Source organism: Terrabacter aeriphilus, from assembly GCF_039542985.1.
GTDB lineage: Bacteria > Actinomycetota > Actinomycetes > Actinomycetales > Dermatophilaceae > Terrabacter > Terrabacter aeriphilus.
Genome location: NZ_BAABIW010000025.1, coordinates 25,040 through 42,315 on the forward strand (window position 1 = coordinate 25,040; position 17,276 = coordinate 42,315).

The 17,276-nt window shown below is 73.3% G+C and carries 16 protein-coding genes; 3 read left to right on the forward strand and 13 right to left on the reverse strand.

The window, feature by feature from the left end; all coding sequences use genetic code 11:
• Positions 1-156 precede the first annotated feature (156 nt).
• Both ABD979_RS17580 and pdxT read right to left on the reverse strand, forming a co-directional pair.
• On the reverse strand, positions 157-915 hold the full coding sequence (locus ABD979_RS17580; RefSeq protein WP_345508804.1) for a YebC/PmpR family DNA-binding transcriptional regulator: 759 nt from the start codon (positions 913-915) through the stop codon (positions 157-159).
• Positions 912-1,580: a pyridoxal 5'-phosphate synthase glutaminase subunit PdxT gene (pdxT, locus tag ABD979_RS17585; protein WP_345508805.1), complete on the reverse strand. Its 669-nt coding sequence runs from the start codon at positions 1,578-1,580 to the stop codon at positions 912-914. The genes ABD979_RS17580 and pdxT overlap by 4 nt, the downstream gene beginning before the upstream one ends.
• A 111-nt stretch (positions 1,581-1,691) precedes the next feature.
• Here pdxT and ABD979_RS17590 point away from each other — a divergent pair, with 111 nt between their 5' ends.
• Positions 1,692-2,510: a class I SAM-dependent methyltransferase gene (locus tag ABD979_RS17590; protein WP_345508806.1), complete on the forward strand. Its 819-nt coding sequence runs from the start codon at positions 1,692-1,694 to the stop codon at positions 2,508-2,510.
• Positions 2,511-2,598: 88 nt separating this feature from the next.
• Positions 2,599-3,852: a kynureninase gene (kynU, locus tag ABD979_RS17595; RefSeq protein ID WP_345508807.1), complete on the forward strand. Its 1,254-nt coding sequence runs from the start codon at positions 2,599-2,601 to the stop codon at positions 3,850-3,852.
• Here kynU and ABD979_RS17600 read toward each other — a convergent pair.
• The 11 genes from ABD979_RS17600 to ABD979_RS17650 form a co-directional block, all read right to left on the reverse strand.
• Entirely contained in the window at positions 3,845-4,858 is a 1,014-nt protein-coding gene (locus tag ABD979_RS17600; protein ID WP_345508808.1) for a DUF4037 domain-containing protein, read from the reverse strand. The two genes, kynU and ABD979_RS17600, sit on opposite strands and share 8 nt — an antisense overlap.
• A gap of 101 nt (positions 4,859-4,959) precedes the next feature.
• Positions 4,960-5,907: a pyridoxal 5'-phosphate synthase lyase subunit PdxS gene (pdxS, locus tag ABD979_RS17605; protein ID WP_345508809.1), complete on the reverse strand. Its 948-nt coding sequence runs from the start codon at positions 5,905-5,907 to the stop codon at positions 4,960-4,962.
• A 98-nt stretch (positions 5,908-6,005) separates the two neighbouring features.
• Entirely contained in the window at positions 6,006-6,557 is a 552-nt protein-coding gene (locus ABD979_RS17610; protein ID WP_345508810.1) for a LemA family protein, read from the reverse strand.
• The gene (locus tag ABD979_RS17615) at positions 6,554-7,726 is read right to left on the reverse strand and encodes a glycosyltransferase family 4 protein (RefSeq protein WP_345508811.1); all 1,173 of its coding nucleotides are present in this window, start codon (positions 7,724-7,726) and stop codon (positions 6,554-6,556) included. The genes ABD979_RS17610 and ABD979_RS17615 overlap by 4 nt, the downstream gene beginning before the upstream one ends.
• Positions 7,723-8,724 (reverse strand): phosphatidylinositol mannoside acyltransferase, encoded by a 1,002-nt coding sequence (locus ABD979_RS17620; protein ID WP_345508812.1) that lies wholly within the window; start codon positions 8,722-8,724, stop codon positions 7,723-7,725. Before ABD979_RS17620 ends, ABD979_RS17615 begins: the two co-directional genes overlap by 4 nt.
• Positions 8,721-9,344 (reverse strand): phosphatidylinositol phosphate synthase, encoded by a 624-nt coding sequence (gene pgsA / locus ABD979_RS17625; RefSeq protein ID WP_345508813.1) that lies wholly within the window; start codon positions 9,342-9,344, stop codon positions 8,721-8,723. Before pgsA ends, ABD979_RS17620 begins: the two co-directional genes overlap by 4 nt.
• Positions 9,345-9,451: 107 nt before the next feature.
• Positions 9,452-10,015: an HIT family protein gene (locus ABD979_RS17630; RefSeq protein WP_345508814.1), complete on the reverse strand. Its 564-nt coding sequence runs from the start codon at positions 10,013-10,015 to the stop codon at positions 9,452-9,454.
• 539 nt (positions 10,016-10,554) lie between these two features.
• Positions 10,555-12,540: a threonine--tRNA ligase gene (gene thrS, locus ABD979_RS17635; protein ID WP_345508815.1), complete on the reverse strand. Its 1,986-nt coding sequence runs from the start codon at positions 12,538-12,540 to the stop codon at positions 10,555-10,557.
• A gap of 808 nt (positions 12,541-13,348) precedes the next feature.
• Positions 13,349-14,206, reverse strand: a complete 858-nt coding sequence (locus ABD979_RS17640; protein WP_345508816.1) for a MaoC family dehydratase — start codon at positions 14,204-14,206, stop codon at positions 13,349-13,351.
• Between the two features lie 7 nt (positions 14,207-14,213).
• Positions 14,214-15,548 (reverse strand): 3-oxoacyl-ACP reductase, encoded by a 1,335-nt coding sequence (locus tag ABD979_RS17645; protein WP_345508817.1) that lies wholly within the window; start codon positions 15,546-15,548, stop codon positions 14,214-14,216.
• A gap of 2 nt (positions 15,549-15,550) precedes the next feature.
• Positions 15,551-16,846, reverse strand: a complete 1,296-nt coding sequence (locus tag ABD979_RS17650) for an acetyl-CoA C-acetyltransferase (protein ID WP_345508818.1) — start codon at positions 16,844-16,846, stop codon at positions 15,551-15,553.
• A gap of 108 nt (positions 16,847-16,954) precedes the next feature.
• On the opposite strand from ABD979_RS17650, the gene ABD979_RS17655 reads away from it, so the two are divergent.
• Positions 16,955-17,276 (forward strand): TetR/AcrR family transcriptional regulator (locus tag ABD979_RS17655; RefSeq protein WP_345508819.1); only part of this gene is annotated, 322 nt, incomplete at its 3' end.

The window sequence follows — 17,276 nt, forward strand, 5'->3', positions numbered from 1 at the left end:
TGCGGGTGGGCGGGACGGTCGGGGACGAACCGAACAGGTGTTCGGGACCAACGCTAACGGGCGGGTGCCGGAACGACGGGAGGCACGCCGGTCACCGGCGTGCCTCCTGCTCGGACCTGTGGGCCCGGAGCCCGTCGCGGGCGCGTGCCCGCGGGCTCACTCCTCGTCGTCGAGCTGGGCCAACACGTCGTCGGGGATGTCGCCGTTGGCGAAGACGTTCTGCACGTCGTCGCTGTCCTCGAGCGCCTCGATGACGCGGATCATCTTCTTCGCGCCGTCGAGGTCGAGCGGCACCTGCAGGTTGGGCACGAAGGACGCCTCGGCGGACTCGTAGTCGATGCCGGCGTCCTGGATCGCCTGGCGCACCGCGACGAAGTCGGTGGCCTCGGAGATGATCTCCCAGGTGTCGCCGTTGTCGTTGACCTCCTCGGCGCCCGCCTCGAGGACGACCTCGAGGATCTCGTCCTCGGAGCCGGCGTCCTTGAGCACCGTCACGACGCCCTTGCGGTTGAAGACGTAGGACACCGAGCCCGGGTCGGCGAGCTGGCCGCCGTTGCGGGTGAGGGCCGTGCGCACCTCGGCGGCCGCGCGGTTGCGGTTGTCGGTGAGGCACTCGATGAGGACCGCGACACCGTTAGGGGCGTAGCCCTCGTACATGATCGTCTGCCAGTCGGCGGCGCCCGCCTCGGCACCCGACGCGCGCTTGACCGCGCGGTCGATGTTGTCGTTGGGCACCGACGTCTTCTTCGCCTTCTGGATGGCGTCGTAGAGCGTGGGGTTGCCCGTCGGGTCGGCACCGCCCTGGCGGGCCGCGACCTCGATGTTCTTGATGAGCTTGGCGAAGAGCTTGCCGCGCTTGGCGTCCTTGGCAGCCTTCTGGTGCTTCGTGGTGGCCCATTTGGAGTGGCCGCTCATGCAGTGTCCTCGCGTTCCGGTGACTGGCGGGCAGCCGACTGCTGGAGTCGGTGCTCTCTGACGATCGAGACGAACTCGGCGTGGATCCGGCGGTCGGCGCCCACCTCGGGGTGGAACGACGTGGCCATCAGGTTGCCCTGCCGGACCGCGACGATCCTACCGGCGGCGGGCCCATGACCCACGCGGGCGAGCACCTCGACGTCCGGGCCGGCCTGCTCGACCCACGGCGCCCGGATGAAGACGGCGTGGACCGGGCCCGCCGGGGCGAGGGCCTCGGGGTCGCTCCACGCGTAGTCGAGCTCCGTCTCGAAGGAGTCGACCTGGCGGCCGAAGGCGTTGCGCCGCACCGTGATGTCGAGGCCGCCGAGCGTCTGCTGGTCGGGACGGCCGTCGGCGATGCGGTCGGCGAGCATGATCATGCCCGCGCACGAGCCGTAGACGGGCAGGCCCTCGGCGATGCGCCGCACGAGCGGCTCGCGCAGCTCGAAGGCGCGCACGAGCTTGTCCATGACCGTCGACTCCCCGCCGGGGATGACGAGCCCGTCGACGGCCGCGACCTCGGCGGGGCGTCGCACGGGAACGGCCTCGGCGCCGAGCGACACCAGGGCGGCGAGGTGCTCGCGCACGTCGCCCTGCACGGCGAGGACTCCCACGGTGATCTCCACAAGAGCCAGATCGTATGCCGTGCGCGCGCGACCGTCGGGACCGGGTGGACCGGCGCGGCCCGTCCCGCGGAACGGCGGCCGTGGCCGGCTCCCCGGCGGCACACTGGTGGGGTGGACGGCGAGCTCCCTGCCGGCGCCCGCTGGGACCGCCCGGCGGGCATGACCGGCGCCGCCTACGACGCCGGCTACGTGGCCACGGCGAGCACGTCCCTCCTGCGCGACCTCGCGGCGCAGGCCTACGGCGAGGACTACCCGAGGGAGGTCGAGCCCTTCGGCATGACGACGTGGTGGGTGCTCGGCCAGGTCGTGGCGCACGCGCGCGTCGGGCCCGGTCATCGGCTCGTCGACCTCGCCTGCGGCCGCGGCGGGCCCGGGCTGTGGCTCGCGCGCGCGACCGGCGCCTCGCTCGTCGGGGTCGACTGGTCGTCCGTCGCGGTCGAGGCCTCCCGGGAGCGGGCTGCCTCGTTCGTGCCCGAGGGGCGGGCGCGGTTCGTGGTCGGCGACCTCGCGGAGACCGGCCTGCCCGACGGCTCCGCCGACGCCGTCGTCTGCCTCGACGCCATCTTCTTCGCGCCCGACCGGGTGGCGACGCTGCGGGAGGTGCGCCGGGTGCTCCGCCCCGGGGGCCGGTTCGTCTTCACCGCGTCGGAGGGCGTGACCGCCCCGGGTCGGCACGCCGTGCCGGACTGGGAGCCGCTCCTGTCGGCGGCCGGCCTCACCCTCGAGTGGCGGGCGCCGGTGCCGGGCTTCGCCGAGCACCTCAGGCGGATGTACGCCCTGTGGCTCGAGCACCTCGACCGGATCGTCGCCGAGCTGGGCCCGGGCCCGGCCCGGTCGATGGAGCAGGAGGCGCGCAGCCTGGGTCCGACGCTGCAGCCCGGCCAGGGGGTGCTCGTCGTCGCACGCCGCCCGGGCGGCACGGACTCGTGAGGTCGCGCCGGTCGACAAGCGTCTGGCATGCGAGACACCGTGGGTGGGCGCCTGACGACGAGCGCCCGTCACCGGATACGTTGCGGCCATGACGACGGTGCACACCTCAGACGACCTCACCGCCCGCGCCCGCGAGGCCGACGACGCCTCGCCCCTGCGGGGCCGGCGCGACCTCTTCACGCTCCCCGACGGCGTGGTCTACCTCGACGGCAACTCCCTCGGCGCGCTGCCCTCGGCCGTGCCGGGGGTCGTCGACGACGTCATGCACCGGCAGTGGGGCGAGCGCCTCATCCGCTCCTGGAACGAGGCCGACTGGTGGGGCGCGCAGACCCGGGTCGGCGACCTCGTCGGCCGGCTCGTCGGCGCCGCACCCGGCCAGGTCGTCGTCACCGACTCGACCTCGGTCAACCTCTTCAAGGCCGTCATCGGCGCAGGGCGGCTGCGACCGGGCCGCCGGGTCGTGCTCACGGACCCCGACTCGTTCCCCACCGACCTCTACATGACCGAGTCGGCCGCCGCCCTCGCCGGGCTCGAGGTGCGCCGGGTGCACCCGCGCGACGTCGTGGCCGCGATCGCCGAGATCGGCGACGACCTCGTCCTCGCGTCGTACTCGAGCGTCGACTACCGCACCGGCGAGCTGTGGGACCTGCGGGCCGTCACCGAGGCGGCCCACGCCGTCGGTGGGCTGGCCTGCTGGGACCTCTGCCACTCGGCGGGCGTCGTCGAGGTCGACCTCGACGCCGGCGGCGCCGACCTCGCCGTGGGCTGCGGCTACAAGTACCTCAACGGGGGTCCCGGCGCGCCGGCCTTCCTCTACGTCGCGACGCGGCACCAGGACGACTTCGACCAGCCCCTCACCGGCTGGCAGGGCCACGCCCACCCCTTCGCCATGCGCCCGGACTACGAGCCGGCCCCCGGCATCACCCGGGCCCGCGTCGGCACCCCGCCCCTGCTGTCGGTGCTCGCGCTGGAGGCGGCGCTGACGGCCTACGACGGGCTCTCCCCCGCCGACGTGCGCGCGGCGTCGCTGTCGGTGACGCAGACGTTCATCGACGCGCTCGACGCGCTGGGGGTCGACCTCCCGCTCGCGACGCCGAGGGAGCCGGAGCGCCGCGGCTCGCAGGTGTCGCTGCGCCACCCGCAGGCCTTCGCGGTCGTGCAGGCGCTCATCGCGCGCGGGGTCATCGGCGACTTCCGCGAGCCCGACATCATCCGGCTCGGCTTCGCTCCCCTCTACGTCACCCACGTCGACGCGGTGCGCGCGGCCGAGCACCTCAAGGCGGTGCTCGACGGGCGCGAGTTCGAGCGCCCCGAGTTCGCCGAGCGCGGCGCCGTCACCTGAGGCGTCGCGACGCGTCCACGAGCACGTCGACGTTGTCGCTCCACTGCTCGACCGACCCGACGCCGCGGGGCAGGGCACGCACCTCCGGGTCCTCGATGCCCTCCTCGAGCGCGACGACGACCGCCTCGCGCACGCCGCGGTAGGGCCGGTCCCAGAACGGCTCGACCGGGTCGTCGACGGTCGGCAGCCCCACCTCCCCCTGCAGGTCGTGCAGCAGGCGGAGCGCCTGGACAAGCGCGCCCTCGCGCTCCCGCCAGCCGTCCGCGGCCAGGGATGCGTGCAGTCCTTCGGTCGCCGCCGCGGCGCGCGGCAGCCGGGCGAAGCTCGTGCCGAGCCACTTGGCGTAGGGCGGCCAGCGCCGCTCGAGCAGGTGCCCGAGGTGCATCGCGATGCCGGCGAGCCGCGCGGCGACGACGCGCGAGCCGAGCTCGTCGCCGCGCTCGGCCGTGCGCCCGACGAAGGGCAGCTCCTGCCCGAGCCGCGCCCAGTCCACGGCGACGACGTGGCGCCAGACGTCGTCGGGGTACCACGCCAGCCGACGCCGTATGCCGCCCAGCTCGCCCGCGCCGTCGGCGAACACCTCTCCCCCGGTGACCTCGAGGACGGCTTGGCCCGTCAAGGCGAGCCAGTCGTCCACCGTCAGCTCGCCGGTGGGGTCGACGCCGAGCCGCGAGACAGCGAGGTCGCGCGCCGTCTCGACCTGCACGCGGTGGCGCACGGCTGGGTCCCACGTCGTCGCGAACGCGGTCGGGTGGCCGGCGAACGACTCGGGCAGGTGGGCGGCCAGGTGCGCGTCGACGTCGACGACCACCTCGCGCGGCACGAGCAGGTTGAGGCGCAGGCCCCAGTCGTGGTCGCGCGACAGCGCGTCGTCGAGCCCGAGCACGTCCGATCCGCTGCCGAGGCGGGCGGCGGCAGACGGCAGCCCCGGCCAGCGCGCCTCGACGAGGGGTCGCACGACCTGCTCGAAGTACGACCGCGACAGCTGCGCTCCGGTGGGGCTCACGCTCCCGATCGTGCCAGCCCGGCGCGGGGATGACGCACGTATGCCGCCGCGCCTGGTGGGGCACGGCGGCATACGTCAGCGGGTGGCGGGGTGGCCGCAGGTCACCAACCGCGCTCGGCGAGCCGGTGCGGCTGCGGGATCTCGTCGACGTTGATGCCGACCATGGCCTCGCCGAGCCCGCGCGACACCTTGGCGATGACGTCGGGGTCGTCGTGGAAGGTCGTGGCCTTGACGATGGCCTCCGCGCGCTGGGCGGGGTTGCCCGACTTGAAGATGCCGGAGCCGACGAAGACACCCTCGGCACCGAGCTGCATCATCATCGCCGCGTCGGCGGGCGTCGCGATGCCGCCGGCCGTGAAGAGCACGACGGGGAGCTTGCCGGCCTCGGCCACCTCGCGCACGAGCTCGTAGGGCGCCTGCAGCTCCTTCGCCGCGACGTAGAGCTCGTCGGGGCTCATCGAGCGGAGGCGGTTGATCTCCGCGCGGAGCGTACGCATGTGCGTCGTCGCGTTGGAGACGTCGCCCGTGCCCGCCTCGCCCTTGGAGCGGATCATCGCCGCACCCTCGGTGATGCGGCGCAGGGCCTCGCCGAGGTTCGTCGCGCCACAGACGAAGGGCACGGTGAACTGCCACTTGTCGATGTGGTTGGCGTAGTCGGCGGGCGTGAGCACCTCGGACTCGTCGATGTAGTCGACGCCGAGGCTCTGGAGCACCTGGGCCTCGACGAAGTGGCCGATGCGGGCCTTGGCCATGACGGGGATCGAGACGGCCTCGATGATGCTGTCGATCATGTCGGGGTCGCTCATCCGCGACACGCCGCCCTGCGCGCGGATGTCGGCGGGCACGCGCTCGAGGGCCATCACGGCCACCGCGCCGGCGTCCTCGGCGATCTTGGCCTGCTCGGCCGTGACGACGTCCATGATGACGCCGCCCTTGAGCATCTCGGCCATGCCGCGCTTGACGCGCGTCGTGCCGGTGCTGCTGCCCCCGGCGGGGGCGTTCTGCTGGTCAGCCGCGGGCGTGCTGCCCGTGGTCGGGGTGGTGCTCACGATGTCCTGCTTTCCCGGGGACCCGGTAGAGGGTGGGGGTGGAATGACACACAGGGTAGGCCCCTCGGCAGGGTGCGCACGACGGGGTCCGGGCCGCGTCACGCGGGCGCGAGGTGCTCCGGCATCTCGTCGTTGAACTCGACGGTGTGCGGCATGGGCGTGTAGCCGGCGAGGTGGAAGACGCGGATCGGCCACGTGCGGCGCACCCGGCGCACGTCGGTGACGGCGTCGTTGTGGAAGCGGCGCGCCAGCTGCACGCGGGTGCACGCGGAGCCGACCCGGCCCAGCACGTCCTGGCCGAGCGCCGTGGCCTGCAGGTGGCCGACCGCCTCGGGGCTGAGCGCGAGGTCGAGGGCCTCGGTGAGGTCGTTCTCGGCGAGCTCGCGGGCGCCACCGTGCTCGGTGGGGGCCTCGAGCGACTCGGCCGCGGCGTTGGCGAGGATGAGGGAGGTCGCGCCGTCGAGCAGGCCGCTCGTGGCGAGCTCCATGGCGGCCTCGGCCCGCCGCACGAGGCGGGCGTCGAGGGCGGCGAGCGTGCCGCTCAACCGGACGTGCAGCCGGTCGAGGCGGGCCGCCGTGTAGGAGAGGTACCACGCGATGACGACGACCACGAAGAGGATCGCGAAGACCCACGAGAGCACCTCGCTCACCGGGCACCCCCTCGCAGGAAGCGGTTCCAGCGGTGCGGGGGCTCCCAGCTGGCTGCGGCCCGCCCCTCGATGACGGTCTCGTAGACCGCGAGGATCTGGCCGGCGACGACCGACCAGTCGAAGAGGCGCGCCCGGCGCTGCCCGGCCTCGGCGAGCTCGGCACGGCGCGGCGCGTGGCCCAGCAGGTCGACGAGCACGCGGGCGAGGTCGTCGGGCTGCTCGTTGGCGAACATCGCGCCCGCGGCGCCGCCGTCGAGCACCCGGGAGAAGGCCGAGATGTCGCTCGCCAGCACGCAGGCGCCCGCCGACATCGCCTCGATGAGGATGATGCCGAAGCTCTCGCCGCCGGTGTTCGGGGCGACGTAGACGTCGACGGAGGCGAGCAGCGAGGCCTTGTCGGCGTCCGAGACCGAGCCGAGGAAGGTGCACGCGGCCACGACCTCGGGCGGCCACCCCTCGGTGACCTCCTCGGGGTCGCCCGGACCCGCGACGAGCACCCGCAGCCCGGGCACCGCCCGCAGCACGGCGGGCAGGGCGGCTGCGAGCACGGGCAGACCCTTGCGCGGCTCGCCCATGCGGCCGAGGAAGGCGATCGTCGGCGCGGCAGGGCTGCCCATCCAGGCCGCGCGTCGCGGTGCGTCGGCGAACCGGTCGACGTAGACGCCGTTGGGGATGACGACGGCGTCGCCGCCGACGTGCGTCGTGACGGTGCGGCGGGCGTCCTCGCTGACGGCGATGCGCCCGGCGATCTTCTCCAGGCTGGGCCGGATGATGGGGTATGCCGTCTGCATCGTGCGAGACCGCAGCATCGAGGTGTGGAAGGTGGCCACGATCGGCCCGTCGGCCGCCATCAGGGCGAGGACGCTGACGCTGGGCGTCACCGGCTCGTGCAGGTGCAGCACGTCGAACTCGCCGGCCTCGAGCCAGCGGCCGACCTTGGAGGCCGTGACCGGCCCGAAGTTGAGGCGCGCGACGGAGCCGTTGTAGCGCACGGCCGTTGCCCGCCCCGCCGATGTCACGTAGTCGGGCAGCTCGGTCTCGCTGTCGGCCGGCGCGAGCACCGACACGTCGTGGCCGAGGCCGATGAGGTGCTCGGCCAGGTCGCGCACGTGGAACTGGACCCCGCCCGGCACGTCGAACGAGTACGGGCAGACGATGCCGACCTTCACGCGGTCGGCCCCGAGGTCGTGGTGGTGGCGGTGGTGGCGGTGCTCGGCGCGGGCCGGTTTCCGCGGGCCGGGTCGAGGTCGTCGACGAAGACGCGCTGGAGCATGTGCCAGCTCGACGTGTGCTCGCGGATCGCGCCCGCGAGGTGGTCGGCGCACTGCTGCACGAGGTCGGCCGCGCGCTCCGGGGTCGGGCCCTGCACGCGCGGGTGCAGCTGCTCGCTGAACTCGATGACGGTCTTGTGGCCTCCGAGGCCGGTGCCGGGTGCGGCGGGCTCGTACCAGATGCGGGCGCAGAAGAGCGGCGCCCCGGTCATCAGCGAGAGCACGGCGGGGCCCTTGGCCATGCGGGCCCGGTGACCGAGCAGGTCGACCTCGACGCCGTGGTGGGTGAGGTCGCGGTCGGCGGCAAGGGCGATGATGCGCCCACCCGAGCGGGCGGCCTCGAGCAGTCCGTGGAACGGGTCGTCGCCGCCGGTGAGCGGGATGATGTCCATGTCGATGCTGCGCCGGAACGCGACGAACTCCTGGAACACCTCCTCGGGCTTCAGCCGCTCGGCGACCGTCGTCACGGGCATCAGGCTGCCCGCCGACCAGGCCGCCGCGAGGTCGAAGTTGCCGAGGTGGCCGACGAAGACGACGACGGTCTGCTGCTGCGCGCACAGCTCGCGCACCGGGGCGTCCCCGCGCACCTCGACGGCGCCGTCGATCTGCGCGCGCGTCAGCGACGGCAGCCGGAACGCCTCGCAGTAGTAGCGCATGTAGGAGCGCATGCCCGCCGAGACGAGCGCGTCGAGCTCGGCCTCGGACAGCTCGGGCCGCGCACGCCGGTAGTTCGAGCGCAGGCGCTCGATGCCCTTGCCCCCACGGCGCACGACCACCGCCGCCACCCGGTCGAAGAGGGCGTATGCCGTGCGCTCCGGCAGCGCGCGCACGACCTTCCAGCCCGCCCGGAAGCCGAGCACGCTGAGCGTGTCGGTCACGCGAGCGGTCGCGCTCACGGCTTGACCTCGCCGGACGCGAGGGCCTGCCGGCGCACGGTGAGCATGCGCTGCAGCACGGTGACGAAGCTCGCGACGGCGAGCAGGCCGAGCACCACGCCGAGCAGGACGGTCGAGTTGAAGACGTCGGCGAAGAACGCGGCGACGAGCACCGCCACGAGGCGGTCGGCGCGCTCGGCGATGCCGACGTTCGCGGTGTAGCCGAGCCCCTCGGCGCGCGCCTTGGCGTAGGAGACGACGCTGCCGAGGATGAGGCAGGCGAGCGCGAGCCCGGCCATCAGCTGGTTGTTGCCCCGGCCGGCGTAGAAGAGCACGAGGCCGCCGAAGATCGCGGCGTCGCCCACGCGGTCGAGCGTCGAGTCGAGGTAGGCGCCCCACTTGCTCGAGCGGCCCGACTCGCGGGCCATGATGCCGTCGACGTTGTCGGAGAAGACGAAGGCCGTGATGACGAGCACGCCCACCCAGATCTCCCCGCGGGGGAAGAACGCGAGCGCGCCGACGCACACCCCGGCCGTGCCGACGATCGTGACGATGTCGGGGCTGATGCCGAGCCGGAGGAAGAGGTGGGCGATCGGACCGAGGATCTTGGTCATCGACGCGCGCAGGAGTCTGTTGAGCATGGTGGGGACAGCGTACTGATGACGACCCCGGCCTCGGGCACACGGACCACGGCTGGCGCGTCAGCCGTGCGCCAGGTCGTGCGCCAGGTCGTGCGTCAGGTCGTGCGTCAGGTCGTGGGCCAGGCCGACACGAGGCGCGACCGGGTGTCTTCGAGGAGCACCGGCAGTGCCTTCGTCTGGCCGATGATCGGCAGGAAGTTCGAGTCGCCGCTCCAGCGGGGCACGACGTGCTGGTGCAGGTGCGCCGCGACGCCCGCGCCCGCGACGGCGCCCTGGTTCATGCCGAGGTTGAAGCCGTGCGGACCGGAGGCGGCCTCGAGCGCGCGCACCGCCTGCTTGGTGAGGGCCGTGAACTCCGTCGTCTCCTCGTCGGTGAGGTCGACGTAGAGGGAGACGTGGCGGTAGGGGCAGACGAGCAGGTGGCCCGGATTGTAGGGGAAGAGGTTGAGCACGACGTAGCAGTGCTCGCCGCGGTGCACGACGAGTCCCTCCGCGTCGCTCTTGCCCGGGGCTGCGCAGAACGGGCACCCGGTCCCGGCGTCCTCGCTCGGCTTCTCGCCCTCGATGTAGGCCATCCGGTGCGGTGTCCACAGGCGCTCGAAGCCGTCCTCGACCCGGGCGAAGTGCTCCGCCGGCTCGGGCGTCGTCGGGCCGCTCCCCTGCGTCGTCATGACACGTGATCCTAGGACGCGGGCGCCGACGGCCCGCGCGCGGCTCCCGCGCCCCGGCGCCGCGTGTCGATTTCCGGTTGCCCCGGGCGTTCGGTTCAATGGACACGGCCCTGCGGTGTGTGAGACCGCAGGGCCTACGACGTCCCCCAACCGTCGAGGGGCCACTTCTTGCGGGTCTCGAAACGTCGAAAGGCCACCTTTCGCTGGTCTCGAAACGTCGAAAGGCCACCTTTCGAGGGTCCCGCAGGGTCGAGGGGCCACTTCTTGCGGGTCTCGAAACGTCGAGGGGCCGATCCCGGCGGGTGCCCGACGGGCCGACCTGCCGCTCAATGACTCGCGCGAACGATTGCCTCTCGACGGGACGCATCCGCAAGAGGTGGCCTCTCGACGGTGGGCACCCGCAAGAGGTGGCCTCTCGACGGTGGGCACCCGCAGAAGGTGGCCTTTCGACGGTGGGGAGGCGGGAGCCCCCGCCGACGACGTCGGCGGGGGCTCCCGGACCGTCACCACCCGGCATACGTGCTCGGTGGCCGGCGACCTCAGACCTGCGCGCGGCTCTCGATGGCGGCCAGGATCTCGGCGATCGCGTCGTCGACGGGCACGCCGTTCTTCTGCGAGCCGTCGCGGTAGCGGAACGAGACGGCGCCGGCCGCGCGGTCCTCCTCGCCCGCGATGAGCGTGAAGGGCACCTTCGACTTGCTCGCGTTGCGGATCTTCTTCGGGAAGCGGTCGTCGCTCTCGTCGAGCTCGACACGCACTCCCTTGCGCTTCAGGCGGTTCAGCACCTCGGCGAGGTAGTCGGCGTAGTCCTCCGCGACGGGCACGCCGAGCGCCTGAACCGGGGAGAGCCACACGGGGAAGGCGCCCGCGTAGTGCTCGACGAGCACGCCGAGGAACCGCTCGATGGAGCCGAACTTCGCCGAGTGGATCATGACCGGCTGCTGGCGCGAGCCGTCGGCGGCCTGGAACTCGAGGCCGAAGCGCTCGGGCTGGTTGAAGTCGTACTGGATCGTCGACATCTGCCAGGTGCGACCGATCGCGTCGCGGGCCTGGACCGAGATCTTCGGGCCGTAGAAGGCGGCGCCGCCCGGGTCGGGCACGAGCTCGAGCCCCGAGGCGGTGGCGACGTCCTCGAGGACCTTCGTCGCGACGGCCCACTGCTCGTCGGAGCCGATGAACTTGTCCTTCTTGTCGCCCTCCTCGTCGCGGGTCGAGAGCTCGAGGTAGAAGTCGTCGAGGCCGAAGTCGCGCAGCAGGCTCAGCACGAAGTCGAGCAGGTGCTGGATCTCGGCGGGCGCCTGCTCCGGGGTGACGTAGCTGTGCGAGTCGTCCTGCGTCATGCCCCGCACACGGGTCAGGCCGTGCACGACGCCCGACTTCTCGTAGCGGTAGACGGACCCGAACTCGAAGAAGCGCAGCGGCAGCTCACGGTAGGAGCGGCCCCGCGAGGCGAAGATGAGGTTGTGCATCGGGCAGTTCATCGCCTTGAGCTGGTACTTCGCGCCCTCGAGCTCCATCGGCGGGAACATCGTGTCGGCGTAGTACGGCAGGTGCCCGGACGTGTGGAAGAGCCCGTCCTTGGTGATGTGCGGGGTGCCGACGTAGTCGAAGCCCTCCTCGATGTGCCGACGGCGGACGTAGTCCTCCATCTCGCGCTTGATGACGCCGCCCTTGGGGTGGAACACCGGCAGGCCGGAGCCGAGCTCGTCGGGGAAGCTGAAGAGGTCGAGCTCGGCGCCGAGCTTGCGGTGGTCCCGGCGCTCGGCCTCGGCAAGGCGGTCGAGGTAGGCCTTGAGCTCGTCCTTCGTCGGCCAGGCGGTGCCGTAGACGCGCTGGAGCTGCGGGTTCTTCTCCGACCCGCGCCAGTACGCAGCGGCCGAGCGCATCAGCTTGAAGGCGTTGCCGATGAGCTTGGTGCTCGGGATGTGGGGGCCGCGGCACAGGTCGCCCCAGGCGCGGGTGCCGTCGCGGCGGATGTTGTCGTAGATCGTCAGCTCGCCCGCGCCGACCTCGACGCCCGCGCCCTCTGCCGCCTCGTCCGCGTTGCCGCCCTTGAGGCCGACGAGCTCGCACTTGTACGGCTCGTCCTTCAGCTCCTCGAGCGCGTCGGCGTCGCTGACGACGCGGCGCTCGAAGGTCTGGCCCTCGTTGATGATCTTCTGCATGGCCTTCTCGAGGGCCTTGAGGTCGTCGGGGTTGAACGGGGTCTCGACGTCGAAGTCGTAGTAGAACCCGTCGCGGATGGGCGGGCCGATGCCGAGCTTGGCGTCGGCGTGGAGCGACTGCACGGCCTGGGCGAGCACGTGCGCGGTCGAGTGCCGCAGCACGGCGAGGCCGTCCTCGCTGTCGACCGTGACGGCCTCGACGACGTCGCCGTCGGCGAGGACGTGGAAGAGGTCGCGCAGCTGGCCGTTGACGCGCGCGACGACGACGGCGCGGTCACCCTCGAAGAGCTCACCCGCCGTCGTCTGCTCCGCGACCGATCGCTCGCTCCCGGCGACGGTGACGGTGATCTGTGCAGACACGGTTGGTGCTCCTCGTTCGTGGGGGACCCGCCGGTGGGGCGGGTCGGGCTGGCTCTGCCGCCGGTGGCGGCACGAGCAAGGGTATCGAGGCCCCGAGCCGCCCAGCGACACGGTTTGGTCGCCGGCGGATACTGGCCTGGGCGGCAGGTGCATGCCATCCGCACGGACTTCGCGTGGCTCTTCACCTCCCCCGACCTCTACGAAGGTCTCGTCGCGCTCGAGGCGGTCGACCCCGATGGCGCGATGCTCGGCGTGGGGTTCACGGCGCACCCGCGCTACGCACCGCCCGGGCGTGCCTTCCTGCGCATCACCGTTGCGCGCGCGCACGAGCGCCGGGGCGTCGGGCGGGCGCTGAGGGCGGCGCTGGTCGCCCGCCTCCCTGCGGGCACGACCGACCTCGTGGGCGGCGTCTTCGACGACGACCCGCGCTCGCTCGCCTTGGCCCACCACTGGGGTTTCGAGGAGGTGGAGCACGCCGTCGAGTCGGTGCTCGAGCTCACCGACCTGCCCCGGGCGCAGCCGCCCCCGGGAGTCACCCTGCACGAGGTGCCCGACCTCGTCGTCGACGACCCTGAGGCGGTCGAGCGGATGCTCCTGGCGAGCCAGACGAATCCCGAGGCCGAGCAGGGCTGGCTCTTCGACCTGGCGAAGCTGCGCGCGCTGGTGGCCGAGGGCGAGGTCCCGGTCGGTGTGCTCGCCCGGGTCGACGGGGTGCCGGCCGCGATCACCTACGGCGGCGTCGAGGGGGCGTCCCTCTCGATCGCCTACAGCGGCGTCGACCCCGCCTACCGCGGGCGTGGCCTGATGGTCACCAGGTGTTCTCGACGACGGCGTGCTCGACGTCGCCGGTCGCGCTCCGCAGGACCGACAGGGTGCGGTGCGGTGCGGCGGCGGTGCGCAGCGCCACGGTCGACGGGAGGCGCACCGGCTTGCGGAACCAGACCCGGCTCGTCAGGCCGCGCTGCGGCAGTCGCGGGCCGAGCGAGGCCATGACCCGGGCGTAGGTGTACATCCCGTGCGCGATGGCCGACGGGAAGCCGAGCGGGCGGGCGGTCAGGGCGTGCACGTGGATCGGGTTCCAGTCGCCCGACACCGCGGCATACGCCCGCCCGGTGCCCGCACCGAGGCGCCACGTCGGCCCGCCCGCGACACCGGCGAGCGCGCCGAGGTCCGGGGGGTCGGATGCCGGCGCGTCCGGGTGCTCCGTGCCGCGCGCCAAATAGGTGCTGACCCCGCGCCAGACGACCTCGCCTGCCACGGCGACCTCCGAGACGAGGTCGACCTGCCGGCCCCGTCGGTGCGGACGCAGGTCCTGCGCCCGCACCGTCACGTCGAGCCGCTCGTCGACACCGACGGGCCGCACGACCTCGATCCGGTTCTCGACGTGGACGGCGCCGAGCAGGGGCAGGGGGAAGCCCTCACCGCCCATCACCGCCAGCTGCAGCGGGAACGCGAGCAGGTGCGGGTAGGTGACCGGAAGGTCTCCCCCGACGCCGAACCGGCACACCCGGGCGTAGGCGACGAGCTCGTCCACGTCGACCCGGACGCCGGCGCGCGAGAAGCGCACGTCGGGCAGCGTGGTGCCGGTCGCACCGCGGCGGCGCAGGGCCGAGGCGTAGACGCGTCGCACGTCGGGCGGGCCGGCGAGCGTGATCTCGCGCGTCATCCCACCCTCACGCCCCCAGCAGGCTCTGGCCGCACACCCGCACGACCTGCCCGGTCACTCCGGCGGCGCCGGGCTGGGCGAACCAGCCGATGGTCTCGGCGACGTCGCGCGGCTGCCCACCCTGCTGCAGGGAGTTCATCCGTCGCCCGATCTCCCTCGTGGCGAACGGGATCCGCGCGGTCATCTCGGTCTCGATGAACCCGGGCGCCACGGCGTTGACGGTGATGCCCCGGTCGGCCACCTGCTCCGAGAGCGCCGTGACGAGGCCGATGACACCGGCCTTGCTCGCGCCGTAGTTCGTCTGCCCGCGGTTTCCCGCGATGCCGGCGATGGACGCGACGCACACGATCCGGCCGTCGTCGCTGATGCCGCCCTCCCCGAGGATCGCCTCGTTCATCCGCAGGATCGAGCGGAGGTTGACGTCGACCACGGCGCCCCAACGGTCCTCGTCCATGTTGACGAAGAGCTTGTCGCGGGTGATGCCGGCGTTGTGCACGACGATGTCGAGCGACCCGTGCCGGCCCTTCGCGTGCTCGACGATCCGGCGGCCGGCGCCGTCGGCCGTCACGTCGACCTGCAGGGCGGTGCCCTTCACCTCGTTGGCCACCGCCGCGAGCGCGTCACCCGCGGGTGGCACGTCGACGGCGACGACGGTCGCGCCGTCGCGGGCGAGCACCCGGGCGATCTCGGCGCCGATGCCGCGGGCGGCGCCCGTGACGACGGCCACCTTGCCGGCGAGCGGGCGCAGCGGGTCGGTGTCGGTGTCGGTGCGCGTCGAGGTGCCGACCCGCACGGCCTGGCCGTCGACGTAGGCGGAGCGGCCGGAGAGGAAGAACTCGACCGCCGACCGGACCGCGTCGCGCGCGTCGCCGCTCGCGAGGACGAGGTTCGCGGTGGCGCCGTGGCGCAGCTCCTTGGCCAGTGACCGAACGACGCCCTCGAGCGCCCGCTGGGTGGCGGACGCGCCCACGTCGGTCACGGTCGCCGGGTCGGTGCCGACGAGCACGACCCGCCCGTTGCGCGCGAGCGCCTTGACGGCAGGCGCGCCGAGCACCCGAAGTTGGTCGAGCTCGGACGGGTCGGTGGCCGCGCTGAGGTCGAGCACGACCGCGCCGACCGTCGTGCCCGTCCGCGTCTGGTCGTCGACGTTGCGGACCGTCGGGATGCCGAGGCCGTCGAGCCAGGCGGCGATGCCCTCGGCGAAGCGGCCGCCGCCGGCGACGAGGACGGGCCCCTCGCACAGGGGTCCACCGGGCACGTGGCGGCGCAGCCGGGTCGGCTGCGGGACGCCGACGCGCTTCGCGACCTGAGAGCCGACGATGGACGAGAAGAGGTCAGCCATGCTCACGCCTCCAGGATCGCGACGACGCCCTGGCCGCCGGCGGCGCAGATCGAGACGAGGCCCCGCCCGCCTCCGGCCTCGGCGAGCTGCTTCGCGAGCGTGGCGACGATGCGCCCGCCCGTGGCGGCGAAGGGGTGGCCGGCGGCGAGGGACGACCCGTTGACGTTGAGGCGGGTCCGGTCGATGGCGCCGAGGGGGGCGTCGAGGCCGAGCCGTTCGCGGCAGAAGTCCGGGTCCTCCCACGCCTGCAGGGTCGCCAGCACCGTGGCCGCGAAGGCCTCGTGCAGCTCGTAGAAGTCGAAGTCCTGCAGCGTCAGGCCGTTGCGCGCGAGGAGACGCGGCACGGCATAGGCCGGCGCCATGAGCAGGCCCTCGTCGCCGTGCACGTAGTCGACGGCCGCGGTCTCCGCGTCGACGAACCACGCGAGCGGCGTGAGGCGGTGCGCCGTGGCCCACTCCTCGCTCGCGAGGAGCACGGCAGAGGCGCCGTCGGTCAGGGGCGTCGAGTTGCCGGCGGTCATCGTGGCGCCCTCCCCCGAACCGAAGACGGTGCGCAGGGCAGAGAGCTTCTCGACGCTCGTGTCGGGGCGCAGGTTCGTGTCACGGGAGACGCCGAGGTAGGGCGTCACGAGGTCGTCGAAGAAGCCCCGGTCGTAGGCGGCCGCCAGGTTGCGGTGGCTCGCGGCCGCGAGCTCGTCCTGGGCCGCCCGGGTGATCCCCCACTGCGCCGTCGTCAGCGCCATGTGCTCGCCCATCGACAGGCCGGTGCGCGGCTCGACGTTCTCGGGCACCGAGGGTACGAGGTGGCCGGGGCGCAGCCCGGCCAGCGCCTTGACGCGCTCCCCCACCGAGCGCGCGCGGTTGGCCGCGAGCAGCGTCTGGCGCAGGCCCTCGCTCACCGCGACGGGGGCGTCGCTCGCGCTGTCCACGCCGCCGGCGATGCCGGCGTCGATCTGGCCGAGCGCGATCTTGTTCGCCACGAGGACGGCCGCCTCGAGCCCGGTGCCGCAGGCCTGCTGCACGTCGTAGGCGGGGGTCGCGGGGTGCAGGCGCGTGCCGAGCACCGTCTCGCGGGTGAGGTTGAAGTCGCGGCTGTGCTTGAGCACCGCACCGGCGACGACCTCTCCCAGCCGTTCGCCCGCCAGCCCGTGGCGGGCCACGAGCCCGTCGACGGCGGCCGTGAGCATGTCCTGGTTCGAGACCTTCGCGTACGGCCCGTTCGAGCGGGCGAAGGGGATGCGGTTGCCGCCGAGGACCGCGACGCGCCGGGGCGTGCGCGGGGTGGACTGGGGCGCCATGGGGGTCTCCTGGTCTGCGGGGTGCCGTCCGGGTCGCGCCCGGACGTGCGACCAAGATAACCGAAACCGCCAGTAGTCGATACAGCGCGTACCTGTTACTTTCGCTGCATGAGCGAGACCGCACCGGAGGCCGAGGGCCGCGACCCCCGTGCGCGGGCCGACCGGCGTGACGGGCGGGACGCCCGGTGGGAGCGGCATCGCGCCGAGCGTCGGGCGGCCATCGTCGACGCCACCATCCGGGCCATCCGCCGGCACGGCGCCGGGGTCGGGATGGACGACATCGCGGCCGAGGCGGGCACGTCGAAGACCGTCGTCTACCGCCACTTCGACGACAAGGCCGGCCTCTACCGGGCCGTCGCGGCCCGCATCGACGGCCGGGTCGTCGGCCACGTGGGCGCCGCCCTCGCCACCGCGCCCGGCCAGGGCGGCG

Excerpts from the sequence above, each read along its gene's own strand:
- ABD979_RS17580 (WP_345508804.1), bottom strand. The coding sequence starts at position 915 with ATGAGCGGCCACTCCAAATGGGCCACCACGAAGCACCAGAAGGCTGCC.
- kynU (WP_345508807.1), top strand. The coding sequence starts at position 2,599 with ATGACGACGGTGCACACCTCAGACGACCTCACCGCCCGCGCCCGCGAG.
- pgsA (WP_345508813.1), bottom strand. The coding sequence starts at position 9,344 with ATGCTCAACAGACTCCTGCGCGCGTCGATGACCAAGATCCTCGGTCCG.
- ABD979_RS17630 (WP_345508814.1), bottom strand. The coding sequence starts at position 10,015 with ATGACGACGCAGGGGAGCGGCCCGACGACGCCCGAGCCGGCGGAGCAC.
- ABD979_RS17640 (WP_345508816.1), bottom strand. The coding sequence starts at position 14,206 with ATGACGCGCGAGATCACGCTCGCCGGCCCGCCCGACGTGCGACGCGTC.
- ABD979_RS17645 (WP_345508817.1), bottom strand. The coding sequence starts at position 15,548 with ATGGCTGACCTCTTCTCGTCCATCGTCGGCTCTCAGGTCGCGAAGCGC.
- ABD979_RS17650 (WP_345508818.1), bottom strand. The coding sequence starts at position 16,846 with ATGGCGCCCCAGTCCACCCCGCGCACGCCCCGGCGCGTCGCGGTCCTC.